The sequence below is a fragment of the Litchfieldella rifensis genome, from assembly GCF_042646605.1.
Taxonomy (GTDB): Bacteria; Pseudomonadota; Gammaproteobacteria; order Pseudomonadales; family Halomonadaceae; genus Litchfieldella; species Litchfieldella rifensis.
In genome coordinates, this window is sequence record NZ_JBHRUG010000012.1 from 36,920 (window position 1) to 51,122 (window position 14,203).

At 60.6% G+C, this 14,203-nt stretch carries 13 protein-coding genes; 12 read left to right on the forward strand and 1 reads right to left on the reverse strand.

From position 1 onward, the window contains the following. The first annotated feature begins 132 nt into the window (after positions 1–132). From ACFOEV_RS05060 to ACFOEV_RS05090, 7 genes are all read left to right on the forward strand, one after another. Positions 133–957 carry a glucosaminidase domain-containing protein gene (locus ACFOEV_RS05060; RefSeq protein WP_386772051.1) on the forward strand — a complete coding sequence of 275 codons (825 nt, stop codon included), beginning with the start codon at positions 133–135 and terminating at the stop codon, positions 955–957. Positions 958–1,121: 164 nt separating this feature from the next. Continuing rightward, complete coding sequence (locus tag ACFOEV_RS05065) at positions 1,122–1,721, forward strand: cysteine hydrolase family protein (RefSeq protein WP_386772052.1); 600 nt, start codon at positions 1,122–1,124, stop codon at positions 1,719–1,721. 474 nt (positions 1,722–2,195) lie between these two features. Further along, complete coding sequence (locus ACFOEV_RS05070) at positions 2,196–3,767, forward strand: Re/Si-specific NAD(P)(+) transhydrogenase subunit alpha (protein ID WP_386772053.1); 1,572 nt, start codon at positions 2,196–2,198, stop codon at positions 3,765–3,767. Positions 3,768–3,783: 16 nt separating this feature from the next. Further along, entirely contained in the window at positions 3,784–5,226 is a 1,443-nt protein-coding gene (locus ACFOEV_RS05075; protein ID WP_386772054.1) for an NAD(P)(+) transhydrogenase (Re/Si-specific) subunit beta, read from the forward strand. Between the two features lie 107 nt (positions 5,227–5,333). Next, a complete protein-coding gene (locus ACFOEV_RS05080) occupies positions 5,334–6,401 on the forward strand; it encodes an NAD(P)H-dependent glycerol-3-phosphate dehydrogenase (protein ID WP_386772055.1) in 1,068 nt (355 codons plus the stop codon). Then, positions 6,394–6,882 (forward strand): phosphohistidine phosphatase SixA, encoded by a 489-nt coding sequence (gene sixA, locus ACFOEV_RS05085; protein WP_386772056.1) that lies wholly within the window; start codon positions 6,394–6,396, stop codon positions 6,880–6,882. Before ACFOEV_RS05080 ends, sixA begins: the two co-directional genes overlap by 8 nt. 12 nt (positions 6,883–6,894) lie before the next feature. Further along, a complete protein-coding gene (locus ACFOEV_RS05090; RefSeq protein ID WP_386772057.1) occupies positions 6,895–7,215 on the forward strand; it encodes an antibiotic biosynthesis monooxygenase family protein in 321 nt (106 codons plus the stop codon). On the opposite strand, the gene ACFOEV_RS05095 is transcribed toward ACFOEV_RS05090, so the two are convergent. Continuing rightward, complete coding sequence (locus tag ACFOEV_RS05095) at positions 7,212–8,159, reverse strand: AEC family transporter (RefSeq protein WP_386772058.1); 948 nt, start codon at positions 8,157–8,159, stop codon at positions 7,212–7,214. The genes ACFOEV_RS05090 and ACFOEV_RS05095 overlap by 4 nt on opposite strands. Before the next feature lie 324 nt (positions 8,160–8,483). Between ACFOEV_RS05095 and kdgD the strand changes: the two genes are divergently transcribed. From kdgD to garD, 5 genes are all read left to right on the forward strand, one after another. Further along, on the forward strand, positions 8,484–9,401 hold the full coding sequence (gene kdgD, locus ACFOEV_RS05100; protein ID WP_386772122.1) for a 5-dehydro-4-deoxyglucarate dehydratase: 918 nt from the start codon (positions 8,484–8,486) through the stop codon (positions 9,399–9,401). A gap of 33 nt (positions 9,402–9,434) precedes the next feature. Continuing rightward, positions 9,435–10,487, forward strand: coding sequence for an ABC transporter substrate-binding protein (locus ACFOEV_RS05105; protein WP_386772059.1), 1,053 nt, complete (start codon positions 9,435–9,437; stop codon positions 10,485–10,487). Between the two features lie 108 nt (positions 10,488–10,595). Next, positions 10,596–11,039, forward strand: coding sequence for a tripartite tricarboxylate transporter TctB family protein (locus ACFOEV_RS05110; protein ID WP_386772060.1), 444 nt, complete (start codon positions 10,596–10,598; stop codon positions 11,037–11,039). A 17-nt stretch (positions 11,040–11,056) separates the two neighbouring features. Continuing rightward, on the forward strand, positions 11,057–12,604 hold the full coding sequence (locus tag ACFOEV_RS05115; protein ID WP_386772061.1) for a tripartite tricarboxylate transporter permease: 1,548 nt from the start codon (positions 11,057–11,059) through the stop codon (positions 12,602–12,604). Next, positions 12,601–14,163 (forward strand): galactarate dehydratase, encoded by a 1,563-nt coding sequence (garD, locus tag ACFOEV_RS05120; protein ID WP_386772062.1) that lies wholly within the window; start codon positions 12,601–12,603, stop codon positions 14,161–14,163. Before ACFOEV_RS05115 ends, garD begins: the two co-directional genes overlap by 4 nt. Positions 14,164–14,203 lie beyond the last annotated feature (40 nt).

The window sequence follows — 14,203 nt, forward strand, 5'->3', positions numbered from 1 at the left end:
TCGCCATGAGCGAGCGCTAACCCTGCCGGCCTTTGTCGCCGGCAGGGTTTATTTTTTCACGGGGGAGAAAAAGCTTAGCGATTGGCACGGATGCTGCTAGTCTTGGCTATCATCTTCACGGAGCCATGACGCATGAGCCCCTACCTGTCATTGCGTTTCTCTTTACGCTGGCGAGTCGTGCTTGGTGCTCTGGTGGCCGTCGGCCTCGGGCTCGGAGCCGCCGCTTCGCCGTTGCTGGCCGAGGCGGTGAAGGATTCGCGGTCGTTACCGGCCTTCGATGCCCTGGACAATAGCGATCTCGACCCGATCAGCGAACTGCCCGACTTGCGTGAGAAGCCGGCGGGTCCCAAGCGCAAGGCGGCCTTCCTGGCGCTGTTGGTGCCGATCGTCGAGGCGGAGAACGCCCGCATCAGTGCCAAGCGGGATTGGCTGCTGACGCTGCAGGAACGGGAGACACCGCTCGACGAAGGGGAGCGACAGCGTCTCGCCGAACTCTGCGACGACTACCGAGTGGCGTGTCGCGGCCCGGACGTGGACAGCCGATTGCTGACGCGTGTGGCGACCCTGCCGCTGGAGATGGTGGTGATCCAGGCCGTGGAGGAGTCCGGTTGGGGGACTTCACGCTTTGCCCGTCAGGGCAACAACCTGTTCGGCATACGCTGCTTCACCAGTGGCTGTGGCTTGGGCCAGCAGGGGAGCGGACGTCGTTACCAGGCCTTCGACAGCGTCCAGGGCGCGGTGCGGGCCTATCTCCACAACCTCAACACCCACCGCGCCTACGAGCGCTTGCGCACGCGACGTGCCGAACTGGTCAGGCAGGGAGCGGTGACGGCCGAAGCGCTGATCGCTACCTTGGACGGCTATGCCGTGCGCGCCGATTATCGGGATGCGCTGTTGTCATTGCTGCGTACCAACAGTGACCTGATACGTCGCCACAGTTCCGACGATACCGCCTGACCGAGGCTGCCTCTTCCTCTCGCGATGGTGCGCTCCGTGTCCACCCCATGGCCGTCATACGCCCAGCGCCACCGGTGTGCTCGTCCTGTTCCTCGTGAAAGGGGCGGAAGGCAAGCTTTTCTCCCAACACCTATGCTGCAAGGATATTGCAGCAGGAGGACTCCATGGCGAGTCACACGGGTAATGCACGGCTGCGTCTCTGCGATGCACGAGACGAAGGGGCGGCGCTGATGATCATCGATGTGCAGCGGGCCATCGACGACATCGGCTACTGGGGAGAACGCAACAACGCACGGATGGAGGAGAATCTCGAGGACCTTTTGGGTTGTTGGCGTGGCGGCAATGGCCATATCGTGCATGTGCGCCATTTCTCACATACCCCCGGATCTCCCTATCGTTCCGGACAGTCGGGTGCCGAGTTCAAGGCCTGTGTCACGCCCCGACAGGGCGAGCGAATCGTCACCAAGCATGTCAGTAGCGCCTTCGTGGGGACCGACCTCGAAGCCTGGCTGCGTCGCCACGGTGTGTCGCGGCTGGTAGTGGCGGGCGTCGCCACCGCTCACGCGGTCAGCACCACAGTGCGTCATGCTGGTTGCCTGGATTTCAGGGTGACCGTGGCCGCCGATGCGTGCGCGACCTTCGCCGTGCGTGATCGGAATGGGCGCTTATGGGATGCCGAGCAGGTACACGCGCTAAGTCTGGCGGTGCTCGATGGTACCTTCGCCGAGGTCACCAGCACGCATTCCGTGGTGCAGCATTTCTGAGCCGCCGTCGGCACATTTTGCGCCGGGCACCTTCGTCGTCACCTTCGTTTCGACATCCGAGCGGCGTCGGTGAAGGATGAGTCGCAGAAAAAGGCACAGGGCGTAGAAAGCCAAAATAACGTTTTGTTTATAGGTGTCATAACGAAAATCGCAGGTTGGGATTTTTCCACTTATTGAATACAAATCAATAACTTATCTTGTGCTTTAGCCATAAGGATCATGTTATGGAAAGCATAAGTATCTGTCTATGATGGTTTTTTTTGCGTCGAGACTTGCGTTTTCGGCGTTTTATCAAAAAACTGTCGTTCGTTATCTAGACGATCAAGAGTGGCGTGATTCACAGCGCCAGCGGATGCCTTTTTACCCAAAATTTGCGGGAAACGAGGAGCGATAGGAGATGCTGAACATGTCGATGTCGACGAGTGGCGTCGCGGTCATGTGCCGCGACGGCCGTCGCCAAACGGGGGGCTGGCTGTGAAGATCGGAGCACCCAAGGAGACGGCTCGGGGTGAGGCGCGTGTCGCGCTGACCCCGGAAAGCGCGCAACATATCAAGAAGCTGGGACACGAATGTCTGGTGGAAGCCGGGGCCGGCGAGGCTGCGGGCTTCTCCGATGACGCCTACCGGGAGGCCGGGGTCACCGTCGTCGATGGCGCCCAGGCGCTCTGGGAGGCGGCTGATGTTGTCATCAAGGTACGCGAGCCCTCCGAAGAGGAGGCCGGGTACCTGCGTCAGGGCCAGACACTGATCTCCTTCTTCTGGCCGGCCCAGAGCGAGGCGCTGCTCGAGCAGTGCCGCGCCAAGGGCGCCACCGTCATCGCCATGGACATGGTGCCGCGAATCTCACGCGCCCAGAAGATGGATGCCCTGTCGTCGATGGCCAACATCGCCGGCTATCGCGCGGTGATCGAGGCGGGCAACAATTTCGGCCGCTTCTTCACCGGCCAGGTCACCGCCGCGGGCAAGGTGCCGCCGGCCAAGGTACTGGTGATCGGCGCCGGGGTGGCGGGGCTTTCCGCCATCGGTACCGCCACCAGCCTGGGGGCCATCGTGCGCGCCTTCGATGTGCGCCCCGAGGTGGCCGAACAGATCGAGTCGATGGGTGCCGAGTTCCTGTTCCTCGAATTCGACGAGAGCCAGGACGGTTCGGAGAGCGGCGGCTATGCCGCGCCCTCGAGCCCGGAGTTCCGTGAGAAGCAGCTCGAGTGTTTCCGCGAGCAGGCGCCGGATATCGACATCGTCATCACCACCGCCCTGATTCCGGGCCGCCCCGCCCCCAAGCTGTGGCTCGAGGACATGGTCAAGGCCATGAAACCGGGGTCGGTGATCGTCGACCTGGCCGCCGAGAAGGGCGGCAATTGCGACCTCACCGTGCCGGATGAGCGGGTCGTCACCGACAACGGTGTAGTCGTCATCGGCTACACCGATTTTCCCTCGCGTATGGCGACCCAGGCCTCGCTGCTCTACGCCACCAACGTCCGCCACATGCTGACCGATCTCACGCCGGAGAAGGATGGCAAGATCGTCCACGACATGGAGGACGATGTCATCCGTGGCTCCACGGTGACCCATGAGGGCGAGATCACCTTCCCGCCGCCGCCGCCCAAGGTGAAGGCCATCGCCGCCGCCAAACCCAAGCCGAAGGAGCCGGAGCCGACTCCAGAGGAGAAGCGAGCCGCCGAGCATGCCGCCTTCCTGGCCCAGACCAAGCGCCAGGTCACGCTGCTGGGGGTGGGGGGAGCCTTGATGCTGCTGCTCGGCCAGGTGGCACCGGTGTCCTTCATGCAGCACTTCATCGTCTTCGCCCTGGCCTGCTTCGTGGGCTTCCAGGTGATCTGGGGGGTGAGCCACTCATTGCACACCCCGCTGATGGCGGTGACCAACGCCATCTCCAGCATCATCATTCTCGGGGCGATTCTGCAGATCGGTTCCGGCAGCCTCCTGGTTGGGCTGCTGTCAGCGATCTCGGTGCTGATTGCCAGCATCAATATCGTGGGGGGCTTCCAGGTGACACGCCGGATGCTCGCCATGTTCCAGAAATCCTGAGCGGCGGAGACACGATATGTTGGGTCAAGGATTCGTATCTGCCGCATCGATTGCGGCAAGTGTGCTGTTCATCCTCTCGCTGGGGGGGCTGAGCAACCAGGAGAAGGCCAAGCGGGCAGTGTGGTACGGCATCGTCGGCATGGCCGTGGCAGTGGCCTTCACGGCACTGGGGCCAGGCATCGGTGGCTACTGGTGGATGGTACCAATGATGGCTGTCGGCGCGGTGATCGGTGCCTATGTCGCCAAGAAGGTCGACATGACCGAGATGCCCCAGCTGGTGGCGGCGCTGCACAGCTTCGTGGGTCTGGCGGCGGTGTTCGTGGGCTGGAACGCCGACCTGGAGCGGCGCCGTGTGCTGGCCGCCCAGCTCGCGGAGTCTTCGACCGAGGGCTTCTCCGCCTTCGCTGCCCTGGTGGCCACCAAGAACCCGGCGGAGCTGATGTTCCTCCAGGTCGAGGTGGTGCTGGGCGTGTTCATCGGGGCGGTGACCTTCACTGGCTCGGTGATCGCCTTCGGCAAGCTTGCCGGCAAGGTGGACGGCAAGCCCCGTCAGTTGCCGGGGGGGCATATGCTCAATGCCGGCGCGGCGGTGTTGTCGCTGGTGTTGGCCATTCTCTACCTCAGCGGCGCGGGCTTCTGGACGCTGCTGTTGATGTCGCTGCTGGCCTTCTTCATCGGCTACCACCTGATCATGGGCATCGGCGGCGCCGACATGCCGGTGGTGGTGTCGATGCTCAACAGCTACTCCGGCTGGGCGGCGGCGGCCATTGGCTTCACCCTGTCCAACGATCTGCTGATCGTCACCGGCGCCCTGGTGGGCTCCTCCGGTGCCATTCTCTCCTATATCATGTGCAAGGCGATGAACCGCAACTTCATCAACGTGATCCTGGGGGGCTTCGGCGGCAGCACGGGGCCGGCCGCGGAGATCGAGGGCGAGCAACTGGCCATCGACACCGCCGGCGTGGCCAGTGCCTTGAACGATGCCGACAGTGTGATCATCGTGCCAGGCTACGGCATGGCAGTGGCCCAGGCCCAGAACGCGGTCAGCGAGCTGACCCGCAAGCTGCGCAGCGCCGGCAAGCAGGTGCGCTTCGGCATCCACCCGGTGGCCGGTCGCCTGCCGGGACACATGAACGTGCTGCTGGCCGAGGCCCGGGTGCCCTATGACATCGTACTGGAGATGGACGAGATCAACGGCGACTTCTCCAGCACCGATGTGGCAATCGTCATCGGCTCCAACGACATCGTCAATCCGGCCGCCCAGGAGGACCCCAACAGCCCCATCGCCGGCATGCCGGTGCTGAAGGTGTGGGAGGCCAAGCAGGTCTTCGTCTGCAAGCGTGGCCAGGGGACAGGCTATTCCGGCATCGAGAACCCGCTGTTCTTCAAGGAGAACACCCGGATGCTCTACGGCGACGCCCGGTCGAGCATCGACTCCTTGGTACCGATGATCGAGTGAACGATGCCTCGCGCCGGCCCGAAGGCGCGATCAAGTCATGCCAACGCCCCGATACGGGGCGTTTTTCGTTACAATGGCCGTCACCATACTGCAGCTAGGGATCGAGCATGTCTGAGGATCGCCTGAGAGTGGCGGTGTTGGGTGGTGGCAGCTTCGGCACCGCCCTGGCCAGCATCGCCGCCGATAACGGTGCCGAGGTTCGCCAGTGGCTACGCGATGCGGCGCTGGTGGCCGAGATCAACCAGAGCCATCGCAATTCGCGGTATCTTCCCGGTTACCCCATCAACCCGGCGGTGGTGGCGTCCGACAAGATGCGCGCGGTGCTCGAGGATGCCGAGCTGGTATTGATCGCGATTCCCTCCAAGGCCTTCCAGACCGTGGTGCGCCAGGCGCGTCCCTGGCTGGAGGCCGACCAGATCCTGGTGAGTACCACCAAGGGCATCCATGAGGATGGCTTCAAGCTGATGAGCCAGATCCTCGAGGAGGAAACCGGCTTTGCGCATATCGGCGTGCTCTCCGGTCCTAACCTGGCCTCGGAGATCGCCGACAAGCAGCTCACCGCCACGGTCATCGCCAGCGATGATCCGCTGACCCGGGCCAGGGTGCAGACGGCGCTGGGTTGCGATTATTTCCGTGTCTACGCCAGCAACGACCGTTACGGCGTCGAGCTTGGCGGGGCGCTGAAGAACATCTACGCGATTGCCGCCGGCATGGCCGCGGCACTGGGCATGGGCGAGAACACCCGCAGCATGCTGATGACGCGGGCGCTGGCCGAGATGAGCCGCTTCGCCGTGGATCAGGGAGCCAACCCCATGACCTTTCTGGGCCTGGCGGGCGTCGGCGACCTGATCGTTACTTGCTCGTCCAACCTGTCGCGCAATTACCGGGTCGGCCATGCCCTCGGCGAGGGCAAGACCCTGGACGAAGCGGTGGACTCGCTGGGGCAGGTCGCCGAGGGCGTCGACACCGTGCGCCTGGTGCGTGACAAGGCACTTGAAGACGGTGTCTACATGCCGCTGGCCGAGGGGCTCTATCAAGTGTTGTTCAATGACGTGCCGGTGCGCCAGATGGCTCGAATGCTGATGCAGGGCGAGCAGAGCAGCGACGTGGAATTCATTCTCTCGCGTGAGGACGTCAAGCAAGCGCGTCGACTCGAGGAGAGAGGCGATGGCTGAGAGGTTGTGGATCATGCGTCATGGCGAAGCCGGGCCGGGGCAACCCGACCCCGAGCGCCAACTGACGCCGCATGGTAAACAAGAAGCCGCCAGGATGGCGACCTGGCTCTACGCTTCCGAGCGGTTCACCAGCGGTCGTCCGCCCTTGCGTCTCGCCGCCAGCCCCTATCGCCGGGCACGACAGACGGCCTCGATCGTGGCCGAGCGTTTGGGCATCGAAGTGGAAACCTTGCCGCTGATCACCCCGGATGCGCCGATCGAGCCGATCATCGACTGGCTGCAGCAGCACGCCATGGGAGCTCCCTGGCTGCTGGTCAGTCACATGCCCTTGGTGGGAGAGCTCACGGGGCGCTTGGTCGAGGGGGACATGCGCGCGCGTCACGGTTTTCCCACGGCGGCGATCGCCTCTCTGGAAGCCGATGTCTGGGCGGCCGGTTGCGCGCGGCTGAGCGATTTTCATACCCCTGCCAGCATTTCTTGATCAGGAGTCATGATGAGCTTTATCGTCAATAATCGTGTCTACGTACAACCCGGCTACGAAGAGCAGTTCGAGGCACGCTTCAAGGCGCGTGCCGGCGAAATCGACAAGCAGCCCGGGTTCAAGGCCATGCGCGTGCTGCGCCCGCTTGGCAACCAGGCGCCCTATGTGGTCGAGACCGAGTGGGAGAGCCAGGAGGCCTTCCGTACCTGGGTAGGCAGCGATGACTTCACGCGCGCCCACGCCAATCCCATGCCCAAGGAGGCCTTCGCCGAAGGCGGCGGATTGGAGCAGTTCGAGATCGTCGTCAGTTCAAGCGATTCGGGCAAAGCCTAGATCAGCTCCAGCACTCTTAGCCCAAAGACGCCGGCGGTGACCGTCAGGCTCGCCAATAGCGTGCTGATGGCAACGATGTTGGCCGCCAGCTTGGCATTACCGCCCATGGCTTTGACCATCACGAAGCTGGCTGCCGCCGTGGGACTGGCGAAGAACAGGAACAACAGCCCCAACTCGCGTCCGGAAAAGCCGATCAGCCAGGCGCCGCCGGTTGCCAGTAGCGGCAGGGTCACCATCTTCATCAGACTGGCGCCCACTGCGGTGTCATGCGACTCACGCAAGGCACCGATCGACAGGGTTGCGCCAATGCAGATCAGCGCCAGGGGCAGGGTCAGTGATGCGAAATACTCGCCAGAGGTCATCAGCCAGGTTGGCAAACCGATTTCCAGAACCGTTAACGGCAAAGCCGTGACGACGGCAAGGATCAACGGGTTGCGGGCGATGTGCTTGGTGATGCTTCGCCAGTCGGCATTGCGATCAGGCCGATAGGCCGCCAGGACGATCACCGACAGGGCGTTATAGCTGAGAATCACCACCCCCAGCAGGAGCCCTCCGGCGGACAGCCCGTATTCCCCGTACATGCTGGCGGCCAGGGCCAGACCGACGATTCCGCAATTGCCGCGAAATGCCCCTTGCACGTAGACGCCACGGTCAGCGGGGGGAACCCGCCAGAGGGCCCAGGCCCAGCTCAACAGAAAGGTCGCCAGAGTCGCCAGCGCGAAATATGCCATCAACCCGGGATTGAAAGCCGTATCGATATCGGCCTTGATCAGGCTCAAGAAGATCAGTGTCGGCATGGTGCCCTTGAACACCAGATTCGACGCGGTATTGACGAAATGGGTGTCGATCCATCCACTGCGCTTCAGGGCGATGCCGATGAAGACCATGGCGAAGACCGGGAGCGTGATTTCCAGAGTACCGAGAAAGACATCGAGGAGGCTCATTCCCGCGGTTTCTCCTTTGGGGAGGGATCAATTTCCATGATTCCTGAATCATCCTCATAAAATCATAAGGTTAAGTGTTGCTGGCGAACTGGGGCGATAGCCCTTTTGGCAAGCACAGCGAGCAATCGAGAATATTCGCCTATGCGCAAGCACTCAACTTTGGTCTAAATTGCGCGCATTGTCACTTGCAGGAATACCACCCTATCATTAGGTTTGTTAGTTGTATGATGTATGACATTAGAGACTGGTCCTTGCCTGTCGCACGTATCTACCGGTCTGCCCATGCCATGGTTGGGTGACCTTCAACACAAGAGGATGGAACGGGTGAAGTTTTCCAGAGCAGACGTCAAGCAAGCCCTGAGCGATGGGCTCCTTTCCTTTCCCATTACCGATTTCGATGCTTCGGGCAACTTCGACAAGGACAGCTACCGTCGTCGGCTCGAATGGTTCGTCAGTCACGATATCTCGGCCGTGTTCGTGGCAGGTGGGACGGGTGAGTTCTTCAGCCTGACCCTGGATGACTATCGGGAGATCGTCAGCGTGGCGGTGGAGTCCGTGGGAGGCAAATTGCCGGTGATTGCCAGTGCAGGGCTGAGTGTTGGTACTGCCACGGCCTTCGCCAAAGCGGCCGAGGAGGCAGGGGCCGATGGCATCCTGCTGATGCCGCCTTACTTGACCGAGTGCCCGCAGGACGGTTTGGTGAATTACGCTCGTCAGATCTGCCATTCCACCGATCTTGGCATCATCTACTATAACCGCGGCAATGGCGTGCTCGACGCCAAATCGGTACAAGAACTGGCCGATAGCTGTCCCACCCTGATCGGCTTGAAGGACGGCAGGGGTGACATGCAAGCCCTAAACCGGATCATCAAAACCGTTGGTGATCGACTGGTTTACGTGGGAGGGGTCCCCACAGCCGAGATCATTGCCGAAGCCTACCTTTCCATCGGTGTCAACACCTACTCATCGGCGGTCTTCAACTTTGTGCCCGATATGGCGGTGACGTTTTACCAGGAACTGCGCAAGGGCAACAGCGAAACGGTCAAGCGAATCACTCAAGACTTCTTTATCCCTTTCGTGGCGCTGAGGGATCGGAAGCCGGGCTATGCCGTCAGCCTGATCAAGGCGGGGGCGAACATCATCGGCAGGCCTGCGGGCAATGTCAGGGCTCCACTGAGCATGCCTTCTTCCGAAGAATGCCAGCAGCTCGAAAAGCTGGTTGATGTCGCCACACAACGATAAATAACCCCATTGTACAGTTCATGAGGTGAAGACATGACAATGAATAAGATGATGTCTGGACTTGGTTCGGCCTTGATGGCGTTATCGCTCGCTGCCACCAGTAGCGTCGCTCTGGCTCAGGATGGCCCCTTGCGCGGCAATGTACGCGTCGTCATCGGCTCAACCTCCACAGGTGGTGATACCTATCAGAACTCCAGTATCGTCGTCGACCAGTTGGCAGAAAAGTTGGGTGTCAACATGAAGGTGGATGCCGTGGGGGCCAGTGCGGCTTTCCGTGCCCTGGATCGTGACTCGCGTGGCAATACCCTGATGATCTTCCACGATCAGTCCTACCTCGGCTACCTCTACGGCGTGCAAGGCTACGAGAATATCTTCGAGAACTACACCGTCGGCCCGACGATCGCCATCAATCCGGGTAATGCCTATCTGGTAGCCAAGAACTCACCGTACGAAAATCTTGACCAAGTCATGGAAGCGGTAGGCAACGGTGAAACGGTGCGTGTCGCCATCCAGCCTGGTGGCGTCTCCGAGATTGGCTTCAGTGCTATGAAGAACGCTATCAGCATCGAGCACCCGGGCATGGAAGACAACCTGGTGGCCGTCAACACCGGCTCCCAGTCGGACAAGAATCAGCAGCTCTTCGATGGCCAGGCGGATGTGATCAATGGCTCCGTTCAAGCCAATGAGCAGTATACGCGCCTGCCGGAAGACGACCAGAAGGCAATGCGATTTGTTTGGCTGACCGCACGCGACGGCACCATCCAGCAGGCGCCCGAGGAAGGCATGGGGCAGACTGACCGGGAAAAGCTACTCGAATATGTCGAGCCCAATGTGACGGTTGCCATGAACGGCGAAGAGAACTTTACCTTCGATAAGGAGTTCTTCTTCCTCTACAACAAGGACATGGATCCCGCCATCGTCACCCAAATCGATGAGGCTCTCAAGGAGATCTACGCTGAAGGTGAGATTCAGGAGATCCAGAAGCAATCCTTCTTTATCCCCAACTTCAAGCCCTCCGGGGAGGCCGAAACCTACCTGCATGACAAGATGGCCCGCTACGAAGGCATCATCGACAATATCCAGTAATGGGTGCAAGCGGGCATCGGTGGTGGTGATACCACCGATGCCCGATGTGAATGCTACTCCCTTGAGATTACGTTAGGCGCTAGTTCTTCCGCCTATCCTGGAGCCACTATGGAATCAGGTCTTTCATCCCTGCTTAGTGTCTCGATCGATTTCGAGACCTCTCATCTTTTCTTTCCCCGGATCGTTCACTGGCTATTGGCATGTCTCTTCCTTCTGGTTCTGGTATTCAAGATCATGCCCTTTCTCGCCGCTGTGAGACGGGGTGAGCGTACCCTCCCCATCATCGGGGAGACCATGGATGGCTTGCGCTTCTTCGGTACCCTTGCGTTGATCGTGGCGTATTTCTATCTGATGGCGGCGGTGGGGAATCTTTTCCCCTACACGGGATATGGCTTTTTGTTCGTCTCGATGGCCTTCGTCTTCCTCATGTCCCTGCTCTTTATGCATGAACGGGCCCGGAAGAACCTGGTCATCGCGGTCATCAATGCCATCGTTGCGCCCAGCCTGGCCTGGTTCGTCCTGGCCAAGCTCTTCAACATCACCCTGCCGTGACCGAGGTAGCTGTCGCTATGGAATTTCTGTCACTTCTCGACATCACTTTCTTCCTGCTGGCTGCCCTGGGGGCGCTGGTGGGGATCGTTTTCGGTGCCATTCCCGGTATGACGGCAACCATGGCCGTGGCCGTCTGCTTGCCGCTGACCTATGCGTTGGGCCTGAATCATGGGCTCGCGTTGCTGCTTGGCCTCTACGTGGGGGGGATTTCCGGTGGCATGGTGCCGGCGGTGCTCCTGAATATCCCCGGCACGCCATCCTCGATCACGACCACCTTCGATGGCTATCCCATGGCGCAAAAGGGGCAGGGTGAGAGGGCGCTGAAGGTTTGTGTCATCGCTTCCCTCGTTGGTGGTCTCATCAGTGCCATCGTGTTGTTCCTGTTCGCGCCTCTGCTGGCGGACTTCTCGATCAAGTTTTCCTATGTCGAAAAGTTCCTGATCATCTTCCTGGCCCTGACCGTGATCGCCTCCCTGTCCAGCAGCATGCTGGTCGGCATCTTCAGCGGCGTGATCGGCATCTGGCTGAGCCTGATCGGCGACTACAGCATCTCCGATGGCGGCAACGGCAAGATCCGGCTGATGTTCGACTTCATGGAGCCCTACCTGTTCGAGGGCTTCTCGCTCCTGCCCGTGCTGATCGGTATCTTCGGTATCTCCACTATCCTGCTGGAAGCTGAAAAGGGGGTGAAGAGCGGTCTGGCGAACGAGCAGATCAAGATCGGCAAGGGGGCGGGATTTTCCCTCGGTGTCTTCAAGGGACGCCTGACCAACATGGTGCGTTCCTCTTTCATCGGCACCTTCGTCGGTATGCTACCGGGGGTGGGGGGTAGTGCGGCCTCGGTATTGGCCTATACCCAGGAGAAAAACCTCTCCCGAGACGCTTCCGAAATGGGCAAGGGAGCCCCTCAGGGCCTGATCGCCTCGGAGTCAGCCAACAATGCCCTGACCGGTGGTGCACTGATTCCGTTGCTGTCGCTGGGTATTCCCGGGGACTCCACTACCGCCGTGCTGATCGGCGCTTTCACCCTCCAGGGGATCCAGGTCGGCCCCTTGTTCATCCCCGAGAATGCCGATACCTGGTACGTCATGATGACGGCGTTGGTCTTCGCCAACTTCGTGATGTTCTTCTTGATGTTCTACGCCATCAAGTACATCGCCAGGGTGATCATGGTGCCCAAACACATCCTGTATCCGATCATCGTGATGATGTGTGTCGTCGGTGCTTATGCCATCAACTACGGCATCATGTTCGATGTCTGGACCCTATTGATCTTCGGTATTCTGGGTTACCTCATCCAGAAGGTCGGCCTTGAGGTCGCGCCACTGATCATTGGCTTCATCCTGGGCAGCCAGGCGGAAGTCTACTTCGTCAAGACCCTCGAATCCTTCGGCACCCTGTCGATCTTCTTTACCAAGAGTCCAATTGCCGTCGTGCTGTGGATATTGATCCTGGCCTCTGTCGCGTTCTCCATCTTGATGAGGATGAAGTCCCGTGCCCGACGCCCTCGGGAATTGACAACCGATCGCTCGGCGAGCCGACTGGATAAGGAGGAGCTGTCATGAGCCAGTCCAGACGTCAGGTCATCAAGGTTCATCCGACGGATAACGTGGCTATCGTCGTCGAGCAGGGAGGCCTCGCGGAAGGTACTGTCCTGGATGACGGTCTCGTCCTGACCGGCCCTATTCCCCAGGGGCACAAGGTGGCGCTCGAGGACATCGCGGCGGAGGAGGCCATCGTTCGTTACGGTGAAGTGATCGGCACCGCTACTGCCCCGATCGCTCGCGGTGGTCATGTCAACGAGACCAACGTTCGCTTGCCTCAGGCCCCTGCGCTCCGCGACCTGCCGTTGGCAACGCGGCCGGCGCCGAACGTCGAACCGTTGGAAGGGTATACGTTCGAGGGTTTTCGCAATCCCGACGGTAGCGTCGGCACCAAGAATGTCCTGGGGATCACCACCAGCGTCCAGTGCGTCGCCGGCACCGTCGACTACGTGGTGCGTCGGATCAAACAGGAACTCCTGCCGCGCTTCCCTAACGTGGACGACGTCGTGGGGCTCAACCACACCTATGGCTGCGGTGTCGCCATCAATGCTCCGGCGGCCATCGTGCCGATCCGCACTCTCAAGAACATCTCTCTCAATCCGAATTTCGGCAATGAGGTGATGGTCATTGGGCTGGGCTGCGAGAAACTCCAGCCTTCGACCTTGCTGGAAGACCGCCCCGTAAAAGTCTACGAGAACAGCAGGGCGGCAGATCCCGAAGCCAACGTCTTGAGCCTGCAGGATGATTCCTTCCAGGGTTTCGGCGACATGGTCGACGGCATCATGGCGATGGCCGAGCGACACCTGGAACGGCTCAATCGACGCCAGCGTCAAACCTGTCCGGCCTCCGACCTGGTGGTGGGCATGCAGTGTGGCGGTAGCGATGCCTTTTCGGGGGTCACGGCGAACCCTGCTGTTGGCTTTGCCACCGATCTGATCGTACGTGCCGGCGGTAGCGTGATGTTCTCCGAGGTCACCGAGGTGCGCGATGCCATCCACCTGCTGACCCCCCGTGCCGTCGATGAATCGGTAGGGAAGGCGTTGATCGAGCAGATGACCTGGTACGACAGCTATCTCGAGCAGGGACAGGCGGATCGTAGTGCCAATCCCTCGCCAGGCAACAAGCGGGGTGGGCTGAGCAATGTGGTCGAAAAGGCATTGGGTTCGATCATCAAGTCCGGCAATAGTCCTATCGTCGACGTGATCGGGCCGGGCGAGCGGGTGCGCAAGAAAGGCCTGACCTTCGCCGCAACGCCGGCAAGCGATTTCATCTGCGGCACGCTTCAGCTTGCGGCGGGGATGAATCTGCAGGTCTTCACCACGGGACGTGGCACCCCCTATGGCCTGCCGATGGTGCCTGTGCTCAAGGTTTCCACCAATTCTACGCTCGGCGTGCGCTGGCACGACATCATCGATCTCGATGCCGGGCGTATCGCTACCGGTGACGCCTCTATCGAAGAGGTGGGCTGGGAGCTTTTCCACTTGATTCTTGATGTGGCAAGCGGTCGCAAGCAGGCCGCGGCCGACCGGTTGGGAATTCACAATGACCTGGTGTTGTTTAATCCGGCACCTGTCACCTGATCTCAAAAGAACCTCTTTTTCATCGTTTCTTCTTGTGAGG

Bases quoted from the DNA above. Each gene is read 5' to 3' on its own strand.
- ACFOEV_RS05060 (WP_386772051.1), top strand. From the start codon at position 133: ATGAGCCCCTACCTGTCATTGCGTTTCTCTTTACGCTGGCGAGTCGTG.
- ACFOEV_RS05065 (WP_386772052.1), top strand. From the start codon at position 1,122: ATGGCGAGTCACACGGGTAATGCACGGCTGCGTCTCTGCGATGCACGA.
- ACFOEV_RS05075 (WP_386772054.1), top strand. From the start codon at position 3,784: ATGTTGGGTCAAGGATTCGTATCTGCCGCATCGATTGCGGCAAGTGTG.
- ACFOEV_RS05080 (WP_386772055.1), top strand. From the start codon at position 5,334: ATGTCTGAGGATCGCCTGAGAGTGGCGGTGTTGGGTGGTGGCAGCTTC.
- sixA (WP_386772056.1), top strand. From the start codon at position 6,394: ATGGCTGAGAGGTTGTGGATCATGCGTCATGGCGAAGCCGGGCCGGGG.
- ACFOEV_RS05090 (WP_386772057.1), top strand. From the start codon at position 6,895: ATGAGCTTTATCGTCAATAATCGTGTCTACGTACAACCCGGCTACGAA.
- ACFOEV_RS05095 (WP_386772058.1), bottom strand. From the start codon at position 8,159: ATGAGCCTCCTCGATGTCTTTCTCGGTACTCTGGAAATCACGCTCCCG.
- ACFOEV_RS05105 (WP_386772059.1), top strand. From the start codon at position 9,435: ATGACAATGAATAAGATGATGTCTGGACTTGGTTCGGCCTTGATGGCG.
- ACFOEV_RS05110 (WP_386772060.1), top strand. From the start codon at position 10,596: ATGGAATCAGGTCTTTCATCCCTGCTTAGTGTCTCGATCGATTTCGAG.
- ACFOEV_RS05115 (WP_386772061.1), top strand. From the start codon at position 11,057: ATGGAATTTCTGTCACTTCTCGACATCACTTTCTTCCTGCTGGCTGCC.
- garD (WP_386772062.1), top strand. From the start codon at position 12,601: ATGAGCCAGTCCAGACGTCAGGTCATCAAGGTTCATCCGACGGATAAC.